Source organism: Variovorax sp. GW821-FHT09A10 (genome assembly GCF_059418385.1).
The window spans coordinates 1-20,796 of sequence record NZ_JBWKPT010000002.1 but is presented as its reverse complement, the minus strand read 5'-3'; the positions used below and the strand labels follow the sequence as shown (position 1 = coordinate 20,796).

17 protein-coding genes and 2 tRNA genes are annotated in these 20,796 nt (G+C 67.2%); 8 read left to right on the top strand and 11 right to left on the bottom strand.

Annotation, left to right across the window (positions count from 1 at the left end):
* The first annotated feature begins 61 nt into the window (after positions 1-61).
* Both AC07Q9_RS06805 and AC07Q9_RS06800 read left to right on the top strand, forming a co-directional pair.
* A complete protein-coding gene (locus AC07Q9_RS06805) occupies positions 62-1,789 on the top strand; it encodes a hypothetical protein (protein WP_495308290.1) in 1,728 nt (575 codons plus the stop codon).
* 3 nt (positions 1,790-1,792) lie between these two features.
* Positions 1,793-3,169, top strand: coding sequence for an MATE family efflux transporter (locus AC07Q9_RS06800; protein ID WP_495308288.1), 1,377 nt, complete (start codon positions 1,793-1,795; stop codon positions 3,167-3,169).
* A 16-nt stretch (positions 3,170-3,185) separates the two neighbouring features.
* On the opposite strand, the gene phoR is transcribed toward AC07Q9_RS06800, so the two are convergent.
* Genes phoR through pstS form a run of 7 tightly spaced genes read right to left on the bottom strand, consistent with a single transcriptional unit; the run spans position 3,186 to position 9,860 of the window.
* Positions 3,186-4,523, bottom strand: coding sequence for a phosphate regulon sensor histidine kinase PhoR (phoR, locus tag AC07Q9_RS06795; protein ID WP_495308286.1), 1,338 nt, complete (start codon positions 4,521-4,523; stop codon positions 3,186-3,188).
* 44 nt (positions 4,524-4,567) lie between these two features.
* Positions 4,568-5,260, bottom strand: a complete 693-nt coding sequence (gene phoB, locus AC07Q9_RS06790) for a phosphate regulon transcriptional regulator PhoB (protein ID WP_007836652.1) — start codon at positions 5,258-5,260, stop codon at positions 4,568-4,570.
* Positions 5,261-5,291: 31 nt separating this feature from the next.
* On the bottom strand, positions 5,292-5,993 hold the full coding sequence (phoU, locus tag AC07Q9_RS06785) for a phosphate signaling complex protein PhoU (protein WP_070060957.1): 702 nt from the start codon (positions 5,991-5,993) through the stop codon (positions 5,292-5,294).
* A 22-nt stretch (positions 5,994-6,015) separates the two neighbouring features.
* Positions 6,016-6,801: a phosphate ABC transporter ATP-binding protein PstB gene (pstB, locus tag AC07Q9_RS06780; RefSeq protein WP_056580144.1), complete on the bottom strand. Its 786-nt coding sequence runs from the start codon at positions 6,799-6,801 to the stop codon at positions 6,016-6,018.
* A gap of 17 nt (positions 6,802-6,818) precedes the next feature.
* Positions 6,819-7,703 (bottom strand): phosphate ABC transporter permease PstA, encoded by an 885-nt coding sequence (pstA, locus tag AC07Q9_RS06775; protein WP_495308284.1) that lies wholly within the window; start codon positions 7,701-7,703, stop codon positions 6,819-6,821.
* Positions 7,700-8,782 carry a phosphate ABC transporter permease subunit PstC gene (gene pstC, locus AC07Q9_RS06770; protein ID WP_139140218.1) on the bottom strand — a complete coding sequence of 361 codons (1,083 nt, stop codon included), beginning with the start codon at positions 8,780-8,782 and terminating at the stop codon, positions 7,700-7,702. Before pstC ends, pstA begins: the two co-directional genes overlap by 4 nt.
* Before the next feature lie 43 nt (positions 8,783-8,825).
* Positions 8,826-9,860, bottom strand: coding sequence for a phosphate ABC transporter substrate-binding protein PstS (gene pstS, locus AC07Q9_RS06765; RefSeq protein ID WP_062473144.1), 1,035 nt, complete (start codon positions 9,858-9,860; stop codon positions 8,826-8,828).
* A 250-nt stretch (positions 9,861-10,110) separates the two neighbouring features.
* On the opposite strand from pstS, the gene AC07Q9_RS06760 reads away from it, so the two are divergent.
* Complete coding sequence (locus AC07Q9_RS06760) at positions 10,111-11,631, top strand: Ppx/GppA phosphatase family protein (RefSeq protein ID WP_095745557.1); 1,521 nt, start codon at positions 10,111-10,113, stop codon at positions 11,629-11,631.
* A 6-nt stretch (positions 11,632-11,637) separates the two neighbouring features.
* On the opposite strand, the gene AC07Q9_RS06755 is transcribed toward AC07Q9_RS06760, so the two are convergent.
* The 4 genes from AC07Q9_RS06755 to AC07Q9_RS06740 all read right to left on the bottom strand — a co-directional run bounded on the left by AC07Q9_RS06755 (position 11,638) and on the right by AC07Q9_RS06740 (position 16,443).
* Positions 11,638-12,489, bottom strand: coding sequence for a hypothetical protein (locus AC07Q9_RS06755; RefSeq protein ID WP_489056606.1), 852 nt, complete (start codon positions 12,487-12,489; stop codon positions 11,638-11,640).
* Between the two features lie 222 nt (positions 12,490-12,711).
* The gene (locus AC07Q9_RS06750) at positions 12,712-13,173 is read right to left on the bottom strand and encodes a SixA phosphatase family protein (protein ID WP_369632787.1); all 462 of its coding nucleotides are present in this window, start codon (positions 13,171-13,173) and stop codon (positions 12,712-12,714) included.
* A gap of 31 nt (positions 13,174-13,204) precedes the next feature.
* Positions 13,205-15,532, bottom strand: coding sequence for a polyphosphate kinase 1 (ppk1, locus tag AC07Q9_RS06745; protein WP_495308281.1), 2,328 nt, complete (start codon positions 15,530-15,532; stop codon positions 13,205-13,207).
* Positions 15,529-16,443, bottom strand: a complete 915-nt coding sequence (locus AC07Q9_RS06740; protein WP_495308279.1) for a GNAT family N-acetyltransferase — start codon at positions 16,441-16,443, stop codon at positions 15,529-15,531. The genes ppk1 and AC07Q9_RS06740 overlap by 4 nt, the downstream gene beginning before the upstream one ends.
* Before the next feature lie 158 nt (positions 16,444-16,601).
* Here AC07Q9_RS06740 and AC07Q9_RS06735 point away from each other — a divergent pair, with 158 nt between their 5' ends.
* The 5 genes from AC07Q9_RS06735 to AC07Q9_RS06715 all read left to right on the top strand — a co-directional run bounded on the left by AC07Q9_RS06735 (position 16,602) and on the right by AC07Q9_RS06715 (position 20,642).
* Complete coding sequence (locus AC07Q9_RS06735; protein ID WP_495308277.1) at positions 16,602-18,281, top strand: FAD-dependent oxidoreductase; 1,680 nt, start codon at positions 16,602-16,604, stop codon at positions 18,279-18,281.
* Positions 18,282-18,307: 26 nt separating this feature from the next.
* The gene (locus AC07Q9_RS06730; RefSeq protein WP_495308275.1) at positions 18,308-18,571 is read left to right on the top strand and encodes a UBP-type zinc finger domain-containing protein; all 264 of its coding nucleotides are present in this window, start codon (positions 18,308-18,310) and stop codon (positions 18,569-18,571) included.
* A gap of 101 nt (positions 18,572-18,672) precedes the next feature.
* The gene (locus tag AC07Q9_RS06725; RefSeq protein ID WP_492676764.1) at positions 18,673-19,377 is read left to right on the top strand and encodes a glutathione binding-like protein; all 705 of its coding nucleotides are present in this window, start codon (positions 18,673-18,675) and stop codon (positions 19,375-19,377) included.
* A 35-nt stretch (positions 19,378-19,412) separates the two neighbouring features.
* Positions 19,413-19,489: transfer RNA gene (locus AC07Q9_RS06720), tRNA-Pro, on the top strand.
* A gap of 1,076 nt (positions 19,490-20,565) precedes the next feature.
* Positions 20,566-20,642, top strand: a tRNA-Arg gene (locus tag AC07Q9_RS06715).
* The last annotated feature ends 154 nt before the right edge of the window (positions 20,643-20,796 follow it).

Below are 20,796 nucleotides of genomic sequence, written 5' to 3'. Positions count from 1 at the left end.
CCCGGTTTACCGCGCTGCCCTTTTTCTTTCCAATCACCCCTTCGCCTCTTCCGCCTCGCCCTTGAACCAGCCGACCCCCGCGATCGTTGCCCAGAATGCCGTACGCCGGCTGCCGCGCGTCGCGTTGCTGCTGTTGTGCGCGGCCTACCTGCTGCCGGGCCTGCTCGGCCGGGGCCCCTGGAAGAGCGCCGACATCACGGCCTTCGGCTACATGGCCGAGCTGGCCCGCAGCACCGAGGGCATCGCCCGCTGGTTCGACCCGCTGCTGCTGGGCATGCGCCCCGAGACCCCCGCGCTGATTCCGTACTGGATCGGCGCCTGGGCAATCCAGCTCGCCCCGTCGTGGGTCAATCCCGACCTGGCCGTGCGCTTCGTGTTCGCGCTGATGCTGTGGGGCACCTTCACCGCGACCTGGTACGCCGTCTACTACCTGGCCCGCACGCCGCGCGCCCAGCCCGTGGCCTTTGCCTTCGGCGGCGAGGCGCGTCCCACCGACTACGCCCGCGCCATCGCCGACGGCGGCCTGCTGGCGCTGATCGCCTCGCTGGGCCTGGCGCAGCTGGGGCATGAAACCACGCCCGCGCTGGCCCAGCTGTACTTCGCCTCGCACCTGTTCTACGGCGTGGCCGCACTGCCCTACCGCCGCGTCGGCCCGGTGATCGCGCTCGTGGTCGGTACCCTTGGCGTGACGCTGAGCGGCGGCCCGACGGTCGGCCTCGCACTGGCGATCGGCAGCGCGGTGTACATGGTCTACGAACGCCGCCAGCGCGCCGCCCGACAAGCAGAAGGTCGCAGCGACGACGAGAGCCCCGGCTTCACTCGGCCCGCCCTGCTGACGATGATCGGCATCACCGTGCTGGCCGCCGCGCTGGTCTTCGGCCTGGGCCTGGCGCAATGGAAGATCACGCTGGGCCATTCGCTGCTGTCCGACGTGCGCAGCCAGGCCAAGCTGCTGCTGTGGTTCACCTGGCCGGTCTGGCCGCTCGCGCTCTGGACGCTCTGGCGCTGGCGCCGCCAGTGGCTCGAGCGCCACGTCGCGCTGCCGCTGTGGTTCGCGCTGGTGCCGCTGGCTGCCACCTGGACCACCGACTTCTCCGACCGCTCCCTGCTGCTGGCCCTGCCCGCCTTCGCCACGCTGGCGGCCTTCGCGCTGCCGACCTTCCGTCGCAGCGCAGCGGCGCTGATCGACTGGTTCAACGTGCTGTTCTTCAGCGGCCTGGCCGTGCTCGGCTGGATGTACTGGATCGCCATGCTGACCGGCGCGCCGCGCAAGCCGGCCGCCAGCGTCGCACGGCTGGTGCCGGGCTTCGAGGCCGCGTTCTCGCCGGTCGCCTTCGTGCTCGCACTGGCCGCCACGTTGGCCTGGTGCTGGCTGGTGCGCTGGCGCACCGGGCGCCATCGCGCCGCGCTCTGGAAGACGCTGGTGCTGCCGGCCGGCGGCACCGCCCTGTGCTGGATGCTGCTGATGACGCTCTGGCTGCCGCCCATCGACTACGCGCGCAGCTACGTCCCGCAGGTGCGCGCCGTGACGGAGCGCATCGGCCATCCGCGTTGCATCGCCGAGCTGGCGCTGAGCCGCCCGCACATCGCGGCGCTGCGCCACCACGGCAATCTCAACCTGCAGCCGCTGCTGCTGGGCAACGATTGCCCCTGGCTGCTCGTGAGCCCCGACACCATCGAGCGCCTGCACACCATCATCCCGATGGACCAATGGCGCTTCAGCGGCACCCTGCGCCGCCCCAGCAGCCCCGCGGACGACCTGCTGCTCTACGAAAAGATCGTGCGCTGACCCGTGAGCAGCAGCACCGACCGCACACAGAAGAACACCACCAGCGAACGGGGACTCATCGCGCGGCACGCCGGCACGGTGCTGATCGGCCAGCTGGCCGTGATGGCCTTCGGCGTGGCCGACACCATCATCGCGGGCCGCTACTCCGAAGGCGCGCTGGCCGCGCTCTCGGTGGGCGCCGCGATCTTCGTCAGCGTGTATGTCTCGCTGATGGGCGTGCTGCAGGCGCTGCTGCCGGTGTGGGCCGAACTGCACGGCGCCAACCGGGGCAGCGAAATCGGCCGCTCGGTGCGCCAGTCGCTCTACCTCGCGGCCATCGCCGTCGTGGTCGGCATGACCGTGCTGCTGCTGCCCGGCGCGGCGCTGCGCTGGACCCAGGTGCCCGCCGACATGCGCGGCGAGGTCGAGGCCTACCTCGCGGTGCTGGCCTTTGCGCTGGCGCCCGCCCTGCTCTTTCGCCTCTTCAGCACGCTGAACCAGAGCCTGGGCAAGCCCAAGCTCGTGACCTGGCTGCAGCTGGCCTCGCTGCTCGTGAAACTGCCGCTGTCGGTCTGGTTCACTTTCGGCGGTGCCGGCCTGCCGGCGATGGGGCTGGTGGGTTGCGCCTGGGCCACGCTGTGCGTGAACTGGGCCATGCTCGGCTGCGCGGTCTGGCTGCTGCGCCACGGCGCGTTCTACCGCGGCTACCAGCTGTGGGAGCGCATCGAGGCGCCCGACTGGCGCCAGATCCGTCTCTTCGCACGGCTGGGCGTGCCCGGGGGCCTCGCGGTGCTGGTGGAAGTGACGTCGTTCACGCTGATGGCCCTCTTCATCGCGCGCCTGGGCACCGCCGCGGCGGCCGCGCACCAGATCGCGTCGAACCTGCTGGCCGTGGCCTACATGACGCCGCTGTCGCTCGGCATCGCAACCAGTGCGCGCGTGAGCTTCTGGCTCGGCGCCGGCGACACCGCACGGGCGCGCCATGCGTGCCGGCTGGGCTTTGAACTCACGGCCCTGTTCGCCCTGCTCTATGCCGGCGCCATGGCCGCGTTTCGCACGCAGCTCGCCAACGTGTATTCCGACAACCCCGCCGTGATCGCGATGGCCTCGGCGCTGCTGGTCACGGTGGCGCTGTATCACATCGCCGATGCCTTCCAGACGCTGTGCGTCTTCGTGCTGCGCTGCTACCGCGTGACGCTGGCGCCGCTGGTCATCTACTGCGCGATGCTCTGGGGCATGGGCTTGGGCGGCAGCTACCTGCTGGCCTACCGCGGCCTGGGGCCGTGGCCTGCCATGCAGTCGCCGCTGGCTTTCTGGCTCATGAGCGCCGCGGCGCTGGCGCTCACCGCGCTGTTGTTCGTGGCGCTGCTGCGCTGGACGATGAAAGCGCGGGCCCGCTGAAGGCCGCGCGACTCACTTACTTGACCATCACGCGCGCTTCGCGCACGCGCGTTGCCGGAAACAGCAGCGCAAAACGGCTGCCCTTGCCCACCGTGCTCTCGATGCGCAACTCGGTGCCGTGCCGCTGCGCAATGTGCTTCACGATCGCCAGCCCGAGCCCGGTGCCGCCGGTCTCGCGCGAGCGGCTGCGGTCGATGCGATAGAAGCGCTCGGTGAGCCGCGGAATGTGCTCGGCGGCAATGCCCGGGCCCGTGTCGCGCACGGCGTATTCGCCGCGCCCGTCGGGCAGCACCCGCCAGGTCACGACCACCTCGCCGCCGCCCGGCGTGTAGCGGATGGCATTGCTCACGAGGTTCGACATCGCACTCTGCAGCTCGGTCGGCGCGCCCGACAGCTCGGACTCGGCTTCCGACGTGAACGTGAGACGGTGCCCCTGCGGCGTGAGCCGGCCCGACAGGCCGCGCCCCTCGTCTTCGCACTGCGCCAGCAGCGCGCGCATGCGCACCCACTGGTTGCCCGACGGTGCCGCGCTGCCCTCCAGCCGCGACAGCGTCAGCAGGTCGTTCACCAGCGTTTCCATGCGGTGCGACTGCTGCCCCATCAGCGACAGATAGCGCGTGCGCTCGTCGGCATCCAGCGGCAGGTTCTGCAGCGTCTCGACGAAACCCGCCAGCACCGTGAGCGGCGTGCGGATCTCGTGCGACACGTTGGCCACGAAGTCGCGCCGCATCGCCTCGGCCTGCTCCAGCGCCGTGATGTCGCGCGTGAGCAGCATGCGCCGGTTGCCGGCGTAGGGATGCACCTGCACCGACAGCCGCACCGGGTGGCCGCGATGTTGTGCATGCACGAGGCCGGGCGCGTCGATGACGACATCGCGGCTGTAGTTCCACGACGCGAGGTAGGCCACGAACGCCGGATCGCGCACGAGGTTCGCCAGGTGCTGCAGCAGGTCGCGCTCGGCATCGATGCCGAACTGCCCCGCCGCGGTCTGGTTGCACCACTCGATGCGGCCCTGCTCGTCGAGCAGCACCACGCCGTTGGGCGAGGCCTGGATCGCAGCCAGGAACTCCTGCAGCCGGTCTTCGGCCTGCCGAGTCTGTTGTTCACGCTCGCGCAGCAGCTTGCGGATGCGCTCCGAGAGTTCGCCCCACACGCCCGGCCCACGCGACGGCAGCCCGGCCGCGTCGTTGCGCAGCACGCGCAGCAGGCGCTCGGCGCGCCAGGCATCGAAGCCCAGCCAGAGCACCGCGCCCAGCCAGGCACCCAGCCAGCCGTACTTCCAGCCGAAAAGGCCGACAGCGCCCGCCGCAATTACGAGGGACGCTATTAAAAACGTAGCAATACGAAAAGGCATGGCGGGCGATTATCCGCGCCCGCCGCCGAGGCTCACGGCGGTGCTCACACCGTGACTTGGGCCGTCAGCCGGTAACCTGCTCCGCGAACGGTTTCCACCATCGGCGCAGCCGCACCCAGCGACTCGCGCAGGCGCTTGACGTGCACGTCGACCGTGCGTTCCTCGATGTAGACGTGATCGCCCCACACCTTGTCGAGCAGCTGTGCGCGGCTGTGCACGCGCTCGGCGTGCTGCATCAGGTAGGCCAGCAGCTTGAACTCGGTCGGGCCGACCTTCAGCGCCCCACCCTGCCACGTGACGCGGTGGGTGGAGGTGTCGAGGGCGAGTTCGCCGATCTCGACGCGCTCGGTCACCACCTCGGGCGCACGGCGGCGCAGCACGGCGCGGATGCGCGCCAGCATTTCCTGGGTGGAAAACGGCTTGGTGATGTAGTCGTCGGCACCGGCATCGAGGCCGGCGACCTTGTCGGGCTCGTCGCCGCGCGCCGTGAGCATCAGGATCGGGATGGCCTTGGTGCGCGGGTCTTTGCGCCATTGGCGCGCGAGCTGCAGGCCGCTTTGGCCCGGCAGCATCCAGTCGAGCAGGATCAGGTCCGGCAGGAAGGCGTCGATTTCACGCTGGGCAGCGGCGCCGTCTTCGGACCAGATCGGCTCGAAGCCGTTGTGGCGCAGGTTGACGGCGATCAGCTCGGCGATCGAGGATTCGTCTTCGACGATCAGGACTCTTGGTTTCTTCATGCGTTATGGGGAGTCTGTGCGGCGACGGTCGTCACTGCAATGCCGACTCGATTTCCTCCATCGAAGTGTGCCGCACATCGGCGCCCTTGACGATGTAGATGATGAACTCGGCGATGTTCTTGGCGTGGTCGCCGATGCGTTCGATGGCCTTGGCCAGGAACAGCAGGTCCAGGCTGGCGGAGATGGTGCGCGGGTCTTCCATCATGTAGGTGACCAGCTTGCGCACGAAGCCGTCGAACTCCTTGTCGATGAGGTCGTCGTCTTTCAGGATCGACAGCGCGGCGGCCGTATCGAGGCGCGCGAAGGCGTCCAGGGCGGTGCGCAGCAGGTTCGAGGCCAGGTCGGCGGCAATGCGCAGCTCGGTGGTGGGCAGCTGGCGGGCCGATCCGCTTTCGATGATCGACTTGACCATGCGTGCGATCTTGTTGGCCTCGTCGCCCACGCGCTCCAGGTTGGCGGTGGTCTTGCTGATGGCGATCAGCAGGCGCAGGTCGCGCGCCGTCGGCTGGCGACGGGCGATGATCGACGACAGCTCGCGGTCGATCTCGATCTCCATCGCGTTGACGCGGTTCTCGGTTTCCATCACGCGGTCGGCGGCTTCGGAGTCGAACTGCAGCAGGGCGTACACGGCCTGGTGGATCTGCGACTCGACCATGCCGCCGAGCTCCATCACGCGCGACGAGACGCCATTGAGTTCGCTGTCGAACTGGCTGGAAAGGTGTTTCTCGGTCATGGTGTTTTCCTTTGACTTCAACTCAACCGAAGCGGCCGGTGATGTAGTCCTCGGTCTCCTTGCGCTGCGGCTTGAAGAACATCTGTTCGGTGGCACCGAACTCGATCAGGTCGCCGAGGTACATGTAGGCGGTGTAGTCGCTGCAGCGGGCAGCTTGCTGCATGTTGTGGGTCACGATGACCACGGTGTACTCGTTTTTCAGCTCGGCGATCAACTCTTCGATCTTCGCGGTCGAGATCGGGTCGAGTGCGGAGCAGGGTTCGTCGAGCAGCAGCACTTCAGGCTTGATCGCGATGCCGCGCGCAATGCACAGGCGCTGCTGCTGGCCGCCGGAGAGGCCCGAGCCGCTTTGCTGCAGCTTGTCGCGCACTTCGGTCCACAGCGCGGCCTTCTTCAGGGCCCACTCGACGCGGTCGTCCATTTCGCTGGCCGACAGATTTTCGAACAGCTTCACGCCGAAGGCGATGTTGTCGTAGATCGACATCGGGAACGGCGTGGGCTTCTGGAACACCATGCCGACCTTGGCGCGGATCAGCGCCACGTCCTGCTTGGACGTGAGCAGGTTCTCGCCGTCCAGGGCAATGGTGCCTTCGGCGCGCTGCTCGGGGTACAGCTCGAACATGCGGTTGAAGGTGCGCAGCAGGGTCGACTTGCCGCAGCCCGACGGGCCGATGAAGGCCGTGACCTTGTTCTCGGGGATCTCGAGGTTGATGCCCTTGAGCGCGTGGAACTTGCCGTAGTAGAAGTTCAGGTCCTTGACCGAAATCTTCGAGCGCGACGGTTGTTGTTGTGCGACGGTGTTTGGCATGTTGGCGCCTTCTTGATTTAGTGTTTGTTGCGCGTCAGCACGCGCGCCAGGATGTTGAGGGCAAGCACGGCGACAGTGATCAGGAACACGCCGGCCCAGGCCAGTTGTTGCCAGTTCTCGTACGGGCTCATGGCGAACTTGAAGATCGTGACCGGCAGGCTGGCCATGGGTTGGCTCACGTCGGCGGTCCAGAACTGGTTGTTCAGCGCGGTGAAGAGCAGCGGCGCGGTTTCGCCGGCGATGCGGGCCACGGCCAACAGCACGCCCGTGACCACACCGGCGCGCGCAGCGCGCAGCGTGATGCTCAGAATGACCTTCCACTTCGGCGTGCCCAGGGCATAGGCCGCTTCACGCAGGCCCGGCGGCACCAGCTGCAGCATGTTCTCGGTGGTGCGGATCACCACCGGAATCACGATGAGCGCCAGCGACAGTGCGCCGGCCAGGCCCGAGAAGGTCTTGAAGTAGGCCACCACCACGGCATAGACGAACAGGCCGATCACGATCGAGGGCGCCGACAGCAGGATGTCGTTGACGAAGCGCGTGATCGAGGCCAGCAGGCCCTTGGGGTTGTACTCGGCCAGGTAGATGCCGGCCATGATGCCGATGGGCGTGCCCACGAAGGTCGCCAGCATCACCATCACGAACGAGCCGAAGATGGCGTTGGCGATGCCGCCCGCCTCGTTCGGCGGCGGCGTCATCTCGGTGAAGGTGGCGACCGCCAGGCCGCCGATGCCCTGGCGCAGCGTTTCCCACAGGATCCACACGAGCCAGAACACGCCGAACGCCATCGCGGCGAGCGACAGCGTGAGCGCGATCTTGTTGACGCGGTTGCGCGCGGCGAACCTCGCCTGGCGCGTTTCGGCCAAAGTCTTGGCGTTGATCAGGTCTTGCGCAGTACTCACGACTTGGTTCCTTCGCTCTTCTTCATCTGGGCCAGCAGCATCTTCGAGAGCGACAGCACGACGAAGGTGATGAAGAACAGCACGAGGCCGAGGTACATCAGCGCGGCCTGGTGCAGGCCCGCGCCGGCTTCGGCGAATTCATTGGCCAGTGCCGAGGTGATGCTGTTGGCAGCCTCGAACACCGACAGGGAGTTGAGCTGGTTCATGTTGCCGATCACGAAGGTGACGGCCATGGTCTCGCCCAGTGCACGGCCCAGGCCGAGCATGATGCCGCCGATCACGCCGGCCTTGGTGTAGGGCAGCACGACCTTGGAGACGACTTCCCAGGTGGTGGAGCCCAGGCCGTAGGCCGACTCCTTGAGCAGCGCGGGCGTCACTTCGAACACGTCGCGCATCACCGAGGCGATGAACGGAATGATCATGATCGCCAGGATGATGCCAGCCGACAAAATGCCGATGCCCACGGGCGGGCCGGACACCAGAGCGCCGAGGTACGGCACGCCGGCCAGCAGCTTCTGCAGCGGCTGCTGCACCCAGGTGGAAAGAATGGGGCCGAAGACCAGCAGGCCCCACATGCCGTACACGATGGACGGCACGGCAGCCAGCAGTTCAATGGCGGTGCCCAACGGGCGCTTGAGCCAGTTGGGCGAAAGTTCGGTCAGGAACAGCGCGATGCCGAAGCTCACCGGCACGGCGATCAGCAGTGCGATGAACGAGGTGGCCAGCGTGCCGTAGATCATCACGAGGCCGCCGTACTCGTCCTTCACCGGGTCCCACACGCTGCTCGTGAGGAAGCCGAGGCCGTACTTCGAAATGGCGGGCCAGGCGCCGACGATCAGCGACAGCAGGATGCCGATCAGCATCGCGAGCGTCAGCAGCGCGGCGCCCTTGGCGGCCCAGCCGAAGATGCGGTCGGCCATGGGGCCGGAACGGGGCGCCTTCACGGGCGGCGGAGGAGCGGCAGAGGTGCGCGCGCGCTCGGCCGCGAGGTCGAGGGAGGCGGCAGCAGGGAGGGTGGATGACACGGGTCGCTCCGGCAAAGACGAAAGCGGCGCGTCCTGGAGCGAAGAGTTGCTCATGGGCGCGCCGTCCTGGAGGGTGGATGAAGGGTTACTTCTTCGCTTACTTGAACGCGACCGGCTTGCCCGATGCGTCCTTCACTTCACCCCATGCCTTGGCGATGGTGGCCTTCACGGCGTCGGGCATCGGCACGTAGTCCAGCTCGTCGGCCGTCTTGTCGCCGCCCTTGTAGGCCCAGTCGAAGAACTTCAGCACGGTGGTGGCGCTGGCGGGCTTGTCCTGCACCTTGTGCATCAGGATGAAGGTGGCGCCGGTGATGGGCCACGAATCCTTGCCGGCCTGGTTGGTCAGCACCTGGTAGAAGCTCTTGTTCCAGTCGGCACCGGCGGCGGCGGCCTTGAAGGCGCTGTCGTCAGGCGACACGAACGTGCCCGCTGCGTTCTGCAGTTGGGCGTAGGTCATCTTGTTCTGCTTGACGTAGGCGTACTCGACGTAGCCGATCGAGTTGGGCAGGCGGTTCACGAAAGCGGCGACGCCTTCATTGCCCTTGCCGCCCGCGCCGGTGGGCCAGTTCACGGCCGTGCCTTCGCCGACCTTGCTCTTCCACTCGGCGTTGACCTTGCTCAGGTAGTTGGTGAACAGGAAACTGGTGCCCGAACCGTCGGCGCGGCGAACCGGGGCGATGGCGGCGTCAGGCAGGGCCAGCGAAGCGTTCAGCGCCTTGATGGCGGGGTCGTTCCACTTGGTGATCTTGCCCAGGTAGATGTCGCCCAACACCTGGCCGTTGAGCTTCAGTTCGCCCGGCTTGATGCCAGGGATGTTGACCACGGGGATCACGCCGCCGATGACGGTGGGGAACTGCATCAGGCCCTTGGCTTGCAGTTCGTCGTCCTTCAGGGGAGCGTCCGAAGCGCCGAAATCGACCGTCTTGGCTTCGATCTGCTTGAGGCCGGCACCCGAACCGACCGACTGGTAGTTGATCTTGACGCCGGTGGCCTTGTTGAAATCGGAGGCCCACTTGGCGTACAGCGGTGCGGGGAAGCTGGCGCCGGCGCCGGTCACGTCTTGGGCGAAGGCGGAAATGGAGAACAGCGCGGTCACAAGGCCGGCGGTTGCAAATTTGAACGTCGTTTTCATAAAGCTTCCTTGAGAAGTAAGAAGTAGTCCCTTTTGGGGCTCGAACGGACTCTAAAAAGCTTTTGTGACATCGATGTGACACCCCTTCTGTCGAGGGAAAATGCCGCTGCGCCACCCATGCTGTGTGTGACGCTGTCACACAACCGTCATTCGTCCCGCCTAACCTCCAGCCCTCGCCGTGACGCGATCCAGGGAGGCGGCGCCTGCTGTCACGGCGCTACGATCAGAGAACCGCCCTCTTCACTACAACATGCAAAACGGCACCCGCCTCGCAGCGGTCGATCTCGGCTCGAACAGCTTCAGGCTGGAAATCGGCCAGGTCGACCACGGACAGATCCACCGCACCGAGTACCTCAAGGAAACCGTGCGCCAGGGCAACGGCCTGGACAGCGCACGCAACCTCACGACCGAAGCCATGCAGCGCGGCTGGGACGCCCTCGCCCGCTTCGGCGAACGGCTGGCCGGCTTCAAGCGCTCGCAGGTGCGCGCCGTGGCCACCCAGACCTTGCGCGAAGCGCGCAACCGCGAAGAGTTCCTGTTGCGCGCGCGCACCATCCTGGGCTTCGGCATCGACGTGATCCCTGGCCGGGAAGAAGCCCGCCTGATCTACCAGGGCGTGGCACACCACCTGCCGCACACCGACGCGTCCGACCAGGAACGCCGGCTCGTCATCGACATCGGCGGGCGCTCCACTGAAATGATCATCGGCCACGCCCTCGAGGCCGAGCGCATGGAGTCGTACCGCGTGGGCAGCGTCGCCTGGTCGATGAAGCATTTCGGCGAGGGCCAGTTCACCGCCCCCGCCTTCCGCGCCGCCGAAGTGGCGGCCAAGGCCGTGCTGGACGACGCGCTCTCCAGCTACACCCGCGACCAATGGGACGTGGCCTATGGCGCCTCCGGCACCATCGGCGCGGTGGGCGACGTGCTCGCGGCGGCCGGCGGCGAAGCCGGCCTTGTCACGCGCGAGGGCCTCGACTGGCTGCTCGACCGCCTGCTCAAGGCCGGCAGCATCGACAAGCTGCGCATCGACGGCATGCGCGAAGACCGCAAGGCCGTGATCGGCGGCGGCCTGAGCGTGCTGCGCGCGGTGTTCGACCTGCTCGACATCCAGGAAATGAAGGTCGCCCAGGGCGCCCTGCGCCACGGCGTGCTGTACGAATTGCTCGAACGCGACGAGAGCGTGGCCGACATGCGCAGCGCCACGGTGGCGCGGCTCGCCACCCGCTTCGCGGTCGACCCGGCCCAGGCCAAGCGCGTGAGCGACACGGCAGCCGCGCTGTTTGTGCAGCTCGCCCCCGCCGCCCGCGGCGGCAGCACCTCGAGCCGCGCCGGGCGCGCGCTGCGCAAGCTCGGCTGGGCCGCGCAGCTGCACGAGATCGGCGCGCTGGTCTCGCACAGCGACTACCACAAGCACGGCGCCTACATCCTCGACAACACCGACGCCCCGGGCTTTGCAGTGAACGAACTGCACGCCCTCGGCCAGTTGGTGCTGGGCCAGCGCGGCAAGCTGCGCAAGCTCGAGGCCTCGCTGGACGACGAGACCTTCGTGATGCAGCTGCTGGCGCTGCGCCTGGCGGTGATCCTGTGCCACGCGCGCCGCGACCCCGAGCCGCAGGCGCTGAACCTCGCGGCACTCGGTGCCAGGGCCTTCACGATCGCCTGCGCACCCGACTGGGCCGAGATGTACCCGCAGTCGGCACACCTCCTGCGCGAGGAAGTGCTGGCCTGGCAAAAGACCGGAAACTGGCGCGTGGAACTCAGCGGCGCCTGAGCCGTTTCACTTCGTGTCGATGCCGGCCGTCTGCGTGACTGCCGCAGCGCTGGCCTTGCGCGGCTCGTCTTCCCCGAACAGGCTGACATAGGCCGGCTGCACGATCTGGTCAAGCCCGCGCTTCAACCCTTCGCGAGCGCCTGCGGTGTCCTTGAGCAGGCCGTCGTACAGGAGATAGGTCGGCTCGCTCAGGTCGGCGACCTGCAAGGTCTGGCCCACGACGGACTGCTTCTCGTCCCTCAGCAACTGCTCCACCCAGACGTACGGCTTGAAGCTCGATGTCGCATCGGCCGCGCCATAGGACGTCGTGATCCGCAAGATCAATGTGCTGTAGCCGGGCGTCGGCTGGAGTTCCTGCACCTGCATCTGCGCGTGCTCTCCGGTCGCGCGGAAGAAAGGCGTCAGCTTCACCTCGCGGCCACTGTCCCGCAGGCGCGCCGCCAGTCGCTCTGCGAACTGCCTGTTCAGCCCCATGGTCACTCCGCTGTTCTTCACTGCGGCCGTGAACTCCTTGCTGCGCTGGTCGGTCCGGGCGGCCATCGTCAGCCGGCTGTTGGTATCGACGGAGATGGCCACCAGCGCAGCGACGGGCCCCAGAAACCCTGCGAAGCCCGTCAGCCCCGACCCGCCGCCATCCGTGACGATCAGTTGGTCTTCCTGGTTGTAGATGAGCTCGATCTTCTCGATCGAACGGGCGACATCGTGGCGGGTCGGCGGCACAGGCGCGGCGGTGTTCGTCGCGCACCCCGACAGCAGGGCTGCGGCAACAAGCAGAAAAATCAGCGCCTTCAACCGCACGTCCGCGTCTGCACGCAGCATGTTCACGAAGCTTCCTGGCAGTGTGTTGAGCGGTTTCATGCGTCTTCCCCAGTGATGTGGTCGACCGGCACCGCTTCTTTCCCGCATCGGCGTCAAAAACACGCTGCCGTGGAATCACACTGTAGAAATTGCGCCGCACGCGCGCATGAGTGCTTCGCCCCTTTTTCCGGGAGACAAGCGCCCTGCCGCCTCTGCCCGCGACCGTGACAAAGCGCCTGTCCGCAAGCGCCGGGCAGGGATGTCCGCGGCGAAGGACGGCAGCTAGAGAAGCTCGGGCGCCTGCACCGTCACCACGACGGTCTGCACATCGCCGTCGCGCTCGCGGGTGCGGATCCACCACAGCGAGCCCTTGCGCACCGGGCAGCTGTCCTGCTTCAGGCCGAGCAGCAGCGAGATCGCCTGCCCCAGCGAAGGCTGGTGGCCGATCACCAGCACCACCGACTTGCCGTTGGGCCAGCCCGTGGCGGCCAGCAGTGCGTCGGGGGTGGTGTCGGGCGACAGCTCGGAACGCACCTTGTACTTGCGGCCCAGCGCCAGGGCGGTCTGCTCGCAGCGGCGCGCCGGGCTGCACACGATGCGTGTGCCGTCGGGCAGTTGCCGGTCGAGCCAGGAGGCCATGCGCTTGGCCTGTTTTTCGCCGCGCGGCGTGAGCGAGCGCTGCATGTCGTCACATCCTTCGGTCCAGTCCTCGGCTTCGGCGTGACGCCAGAAGATCAAGTCCATGCTCATCGTCTTTCGAACTTCTTCTTCAAATTCAATTGGAGGACGCATCACGGTGGTTTCCTCGTGATGCATAGCGGCCCATCAAGGCGGCCTGGGCGCCATGCGCTTCGATCGCGGGGGACGCACCCGCCTCGCCGGAGTGCGTGTCGTGGTCGACACGTCGGTAGACACCGTCGCCGCCCAGGTCCCAGGCGTCGCGCCCATCGTGCAGGTAAGCCACCAGACACTCGTCGATGAGGCGCTGGCGCAGGGTGGGATCGGTCACGGGCCAGGCCAGCTCGATGCGCCGCATCATGTTGCGGTTCATCCAGTCGGCGCTCGACAGGTACAGCGACTCGTCCTCGCCATGGCGGAAATAGAACACCCGCGAATGCTCGAGGAAACGCCCGATCACCGAGCGCACGCGCACGTTGTCGGTGAGCCCCGGCACCTGCGCCGGCAGCGTGCAGGCGCCGCGCACGATCAGGTCGATCTTCACGCCCTTCTGCCCCGCGCGAATGAGCGCGCCGATGATGGCTTCGTCGGTCAGCGCATTCATCTTGGCAACGATGCGCGTCGGCTCGCCGCTGGCAGCAGCCTGCCCCAGCGCATCGATGCGCGCGACCAGGTTCTTGTGCAGATCGAAGGGTGCGAGCCACATGCGGTTGAGCTTGGGCAGGCGGCTCTGGCTGGCCAGGTGGACGAACACGGCTTCCATGTCGGCCGTGAGCGCCGGGTCGGCCGTGAGGTGGCTGATGTCGGTGTACAGCCGCGCCGTGCGCGGGTTGTAGTTGCCCGTGGACAGATGGCCGTAGCGGCGCAGCTGCTTGCCCTCGCGGCGCGTGACCAGCAGCATCTTGGCGTGGGTCTTCAGGCCCACCACGCCGTACACCACCTGCGCGCCGATCGACTCGAGCATCTCGGCCCAGTTGATGTTCGCTTCTTCGTCGAAACGCGCCTTCAGTTCGACCACCACCGTGACCTCTTTGCCGCGGCGCACGGCTTCGCGCAGCAGGTCCATCAGCTCCGAGTCGGCGCCGGTGCGGTAGATGGTCTGCTTGATGGCAAGCACCTGCGGGTCGAGCACGGCGTCGCGCAAGAAGGCCAACACGCCGTCGAAGCTCTCGAAGGGCTGGTGGATCAGCACGTCGCCGCGCTGCAACCGGTCGAAGAACGACTGCGCGGGCGACAGCGTGACGGGGAACGACGCCGCGTACGGTGGGAAGCGCAGCTGCGGCTCGCCGATCAGGTCGATGAACTGCGTGAGCCGGGCCAGGTTCACCGGGCCGTGCACGCGGTACAGCGCCTGCGGCGGCAGGTTGAACTGCGCCAGCAGGAAGCTCGCGAGCGATTCAGCGCAGCTGGCCGACACCTCGAGCCGCACGGCCTGGCCGTAGTGGCGGTGCTGCAGGCCCTGGCGCAGCGCGGTGCGCAGGTTCTTGACATCTTCCTCGTCGACCGCGAGGTCGGAATGGCGCGTCACGCGGAACTGCGAGAAGTCGCCCACCTCGCGGCCCGGGAACATGCTCGACAGGTGCGCGCGCACCACGCTCGACAGCGCCACGAACAGCGTCTTGCCGTCCGACACCTTGGCCGGCATCTTGATGAGGCGCGGCAGCACGCGCGGCAGCTTGACGATCTGGATCGGGTTCTCGCGGCCGAAGGCGTCCTTGCCGCCCAGGCGCACGATGAAGTTCAGCGACTTGTTCGCCACCTGCGGGAACGGGTGCGCCGGGTCGAGCCCCACGGGGATCAGCAGCGGGCGCACTTCGCGCTCGAAATACTCGCTGACCCACTTGCGCTGGGCCGGGTTGCGTTCGCCGTGCGACACGATGTGGATGCCGTGCGTGGCAAACGCCGGCATCAGCTCGTCGTTGTACAGCGCGTACTGGCGCGCCACCAGCGCATGGGCGGCCTCGGCCAGCCGCTCGAAGGATTCGACGGTGTAGGTGCCCTTGTTGTCACCGGCGCTGCCGGCGATCAGGTGCGGCGCGGCGCGGACTTCGAAGAACTCGTCGAGGTTCGACGACACGATGCACAGATAACGCAGCCGCTCGATCAGCGGCACCTCGGGGCGGCGCGCCCAGTCGAGCACGCGTTCGTTGAACGAGAGGATGCTGTGGTCGCGGTCCAGCAACGCGAACGGAGGCGCCTCACCAGCGCGCGACGGGTCAGCGGAGAGGGAAGGCATGGGCACTGATTCTGGAGCAAGCGGCACGGGAGAACACGTCGGCTGAAATATGACAGTGTCAACGTCGTCCGTGACAGTTCCATGACATTCGCGTGACGCACCCTCCCCCGCAGAGAGCGAACCTGACACATTCGGCGACAGCGAAGCAGCGTGCGGCCCGGCGTCGGGCCGGATGGCCGCCGGCTTCATGCGCCGAGAAAGTGCTTGCGGTAGCGCGCCGGCAGGTCGTCGATGCGCATCAGCATCGGCAGGTCGGCAGTGTTGAAGTCCGGGTCCCAGGCCGGCGCGCCGAGCACCTTGGCGCCCAGGCGCAGGTAACCCTTGATGAGCGCAGGCGGCTCCACGTCGAGCGCGCTGTCGAGCCGTTCGACCGGCAGCGGCAGGCGCGGCTGCACCTGGTACTGGATCGGCGCGAGGTGGCTGGCCGAGAGCTGGCGCCAGATGCTGGCCGCCGCGTCGCCGCTGGTCACGCCGTTGTGCGACATCGGGATGCTCGCGCAGCCGATCATGGTGTCGAGCTTGTTGCGGTGCATGAAGCCGGCCAGCGCGCCCCACAGCGCGAGAATCACACCGCCCTGGCGGTGCTCGGCGTGCACGCAGCTGCGGCCCAGCTCGACCATGCGCTCGCGCAGGTCGCGCAGGCGGGTCAGGTCGAATTCGGTGTCGCTGTAGGTGCTGCCGACGCGGCGGGCCTGCGCGGGGGTCAGCACGCGGTAGGTACCGATGACCTGGCCGGTGAGCTCGTCGCGCACCAGCAGGTGTTCGCAGAAGTCGTCGAACAGATCGATGTCGTGGCCGGCCAGCGGCGTGCTCAGGCGCGCGCCCATCTCGCCGACGAACACATCGTGACGCAGGCGTTGCGCAGCGCGCACGTCATCCAGATGACGCGCCCAGCTCACCGTGATGCCCGGCTTGGCTTCGGCGGCCGGCGGCACGATGACGGCCAGGGGCGCCTCGGGGACCGACGTGCGGGTGGCCAGTGCGGCGACGGTGGCGGCGGCAGCAACAACGGCGGGGGTTCCGGCAGCGGGTGCGGGCCACAAGGCTGCGCGCAGTCCGAGCTGCGAGAGCGGAAACGTCGGGTTCGGCAGTTCTTTCATGGGAAATCCCTTTCTGCTGACCGAGTCTGGACACGCGCAATGAAACCGGCATGTCAGCGGCGTGGCAGACACATGACGTTGTTACATCGCGCGTCAACGTCGCTTTGGCGCCGCTTCGGCGTCTAATGCGGGGCATTCGCGACACGGAGTTCGACCCCATGGCCACCGACGCACCAGGCGCCCCCAACAGCCGCCTGCACCAGACTTTCCCCGTCCTCAGTGACGCCGAGATGGCACGCATCGCCAGCTTCGGCAGCGTGCAGCGCTTTGCGCGTGGCGAGAGACTGTTCACCGCCGGCGAGACCGGCGCCGGCATGTTCGTGCTGCTCAAGGGCGTGGTCGCCGTCACGCAACGCGACGGCCTGGGCCATGTGGTGCCGATCGCACGCCAGGGGGCGGGCGAATTCCTCGCCGAGGTCGGTCAGCTGAGCGGGCGCCCTGCCCTGGTCGACGGGCATGCCGACGAAGAGGTCGAGGCGCTGGTCGTGCCGCCGGACCGCCTGCGCGCGCTGCTGGTGGCCGAGGCCGACCTGGGCGAGCGCATCACCCGCGCGCTGATCCTGCGGCGCGTGGCGCTCATCGAATCGGGCGCGGCCGGGCCGGTGCTGATCGGTCGGCCCGATGTGCCCGAGATGGCGCGGCTGGAGAACTTTCTGCGCCGCAACGGCCATCCCTATCACCTGGTCGATGCCGCCGCCGACCCCGATGCCGCCGCCCTGCTCGCCCAATATGGCTCCGACCAGTTGCTGGCCGTGTGCCCCGACGGCTCGGTGCTGGTCAACCCGAGCGACGAGGGCCTGGCGCGCTGCCTCGGCATGGTCGACACCGCGGCGCGCGACGAGCTGTACGACGTGGCCGTGGTCGGCGCCGGGCCGGCGGGCCTTGCGACCGCGGTGTATGCCGCCTCCGAAGGGCTGCGCGTGATCGTGCTCGACTGCCGCGCCTTCGGCGGACAGGCCGGCGCCAGCGCGCGCATCGAGAACTACCTGGGCTTTCCGACCGGCATCTCGGGGCAGGCGCTGGCGGGTCGCGCGTTCGTGCAGGCACAGAAGTTCGGCGTCGAGATGCTGATTCCGGCGCAGGTGGCGGCGCTCGACTGCTCGCGCGAGAACGCGCTGGGCAGCCTCGCGCTCAAACTCACCGACGGCCGCACGATCAGCGCGCGCACAGTCGTCATCGCGAGCGGCGCGCACTACCGCCGCCCCGGCGTGCCGCGCCTGGCCGAATTCGAAGGCCGCGGCATCTGGTACTGGGCCTCGGCCATCGAAGCGAAGATCTGCGCGCAGCAGGAAGTGGCGCTGGTGGGCGGCGGCAACTCGGCCGGCCAGGCGGCGGTGTTCCTGTCGCGCCACGCCGCCAAGGTCAACGTGCTGGTGCGCGGGCCGTCGCTGGCGGCCAGCATGTCGCGCTACCTCATCGACCGCATCGAGGCCACGCCCAACATCTCGCTGCAGCCGCACACCGAGCTCGTGCGGCTGCACGGCGCGCCCGAAGAAGGCCTCACCGGCGCCACGTGGCGCTGCCACACCTCGGGCCAGGAGCACGACTGCCCGGCGCGCAACATCTTCCTGTTCGTCGGCGCGGAACCCGAGACGTCGTGGCTCGAAGGCTGCGGCGTGTCGGTCGACAAGCACGGCTTCGTGCTGACCGGTGCGGCGGCGAGCAGCGGCTTTCCCGCGCGCCCGGCCACGGCGCTCGAGTCCAGCGTGCCGGGCGTGTTCGCCGTGGGCGACGTGCGATCGGGCTCGGTCAAGCGCGTGGGCGGTGCGATCGGCGAAGGCGCCGCGGTGGTGGCGCTCATTCACCAGCATTTGTCGTCGGCCTCGGCCGTGGCCTGAATCTTTCTTTTTGCCCTGAGACACCCATGCCCATCCAAGCCTGCGAACACGTTCCCGCCGACATTGCGCAACCGCATGCGCCCCACGGATGCGAAGACTGCCTGAAGACCGGCGACACCTGGGTGCACCTGCGCCTGTGCGTGCATTGCGGCCATGTGGGCTGCTGCGACTCGTCGAAGAACCGCCACGCCACGAAGCATGCGCGGGCCGAAGGGCATCCGGTGATCCAGTCGATCGAGCCCGGCGAGCACTGGATGTGGTGCAACGCGCACGAACGACAGGTGGGATGACCAGCGACTGAACGGCCAATGCCCGCACCCGCACGCGTCTGGAAGCGCGTGTATATGCTGCCGTTCTCCCGTCACAACCCTCTCACTCTGGAGCCCGCGACATGCCCGCATCGCCCATCGAGGTCTATTCCTGGCCCACGCCGAACGGCCACAAGATTCACATCATGCTCGAGGAGTGCGGCCTGCCGTACCACGCGCACCCGGTGAACATCGGCACCGGCGACCAGTTCGCGCCCGAGTTCCTGAAGATCAGCCCGAACAACAAGATCCCCGCCATCACCGACCCCGACGGACCGGACGGCCAGCCGATCTCGCTGTTCGAATCGGGCGCCATCCTCGTGTACCTCGCGGGCAAGACCGGCAAGTTCCTGCCCACGGGCGACCGCGAACGCTACGACGTGCTGCAGTGGCTCATGTTCCAGATGGGCGGCGTCGGCCCGATGCTCGGCCAGGCGCACCACTTCCGCATCTATGCCCCCGAGAAGATCGCCTATGCCGTCGATCGCTACACCAACGAGGCCAGGCGCCTGTACGGCGTGATCGACCGGCAGCTGTCGAAGCACAAGTTCATCGCCGGCAAGAGCTATTCGATTGCCGACATCGCCATCTTCCCGTGGCTGCGCAGCTGGGAGAACCAGGGCATCACCCTCACCGACTACCCGCACCTGAAGGCCTGGTTCGACGGCATCGCCGCGCGCCCCGCCGTGCAACGCGGCGTGAAAGTGCTGGCCGATCTGCGCCGCCCGATCACCGATGACAAGGCGCGCGAGATCCTTTTTGGCAAGACGCAGTACGAGAAGCGCTGAGCGGGCCTTTATTCGGGCTAGAATGGAAGGCTTGGCGGGGTGTAGCGCAGCCTGGTAGCGCATCTGGTTTGGGACCAGAGGGTCGAAGGTTCGAATCCTTTCGCCCCGACCAAAAGAAAAGTGAAAGCCTGCAACGATGAAGTCGTTGCAGGCTTTTTTCTTTTCCGGGCCGCTCGCGATCACCGCGAATCTCACCGCCCTTTAGACGTTTCGTAGCACGACCCACGGCTTTCCGTACATCGGGCAACGCCGCTGCCTTGTTGTTACACCGTCAAGACAACCTTTTTCTTAAGGAACTACCCGCGAGGCCCTCGGCGCTCACGCAGAATCGAGCCAATCGTGATCGTGTTTACAAAGTAAGCGGAATCGCGTTTACAAAGCCGAAGAGCTGAGTCAGGGATGGACGTCGCAACAGAACCCTCACCCCTGGACCCTTTTCCGATGCTGAATTACTTTTCCCGCTGTTCTTGCGGCCTCAGGCATCTCGCACGCATCGAGCGCCGGCCATGGATGCGACTCTTCTCGAGCCAGCGCTTCTACCAATGCAGCGCCTGCGGAAAGAAGCAACTGGCGTCCGAACGCGCGGTGAACGACGCGGTCTGGAAGTACCGCTCGGAAAACGTCTGACGCCCCCTCGGCCCCAGCGATCCTCAGAGGCATCGGACGGTCGAAACGCCGTCCTTAGCAATCTGTTGCGCATGCAGCCCTTTCGCTGCATGCCTTGCGCCCCCACAGAATCGAACGCGGGTGCTTCACGGTTACGCAAACCGCGAAGCAGCATCGGGGAAAGAGTGTCCACACCTTCCCGGTTTGAACTCTTCTGTGATGCTGGTGAATCTGTTTTTCCGATGTTCCTGCGGGTTGGCCGGTCTTCGTCGCGTCGAGCGGCGGGCGTGGATGAGGGTGTTCCCCGCCCTCAGGCTCTACCGATGCAGCGCCTGCGGCAAGAAGCAGCTCGTGTCCAAGCAGGCGGCCGAGGCCGCCAGGGTCTCGTCCCGCGCCATCCCCGCGCATTCGCCCCCTCAGCAGCGACCACCCACGAAGGCGTCGTGCCTGGAGGGTTGTAGGTAGAATCCGCGCTTCCCCGGTCAGAGGCAGAAGCGTCCAGACCGTTGATTTTTCGGTCTGCTGCCGCACTGCGTGCGGCCCGAGGACTGAAGGCTGCGGCCCTCGTTTCTCAACCGGAATCTGCCCGTAGCTCAGTTGGATAGAGCACCTGCCTTCTAAGCAGGTTGTCGGGGGTTCGATCCCCTCCGGGCAGGCCATTTCTTGGCTCCACGTTCCCCCACAAAGAACCGAGAGCAGCCATTTCTCCTCTGTAGAGACCGGCGGTATTGCTTCATGTTGATTGCCGCCGAAAATTGACCCAGCTAACGCAGTAATTTCCGTCTAAGACTGACCCACGTAAAACCCTACCCT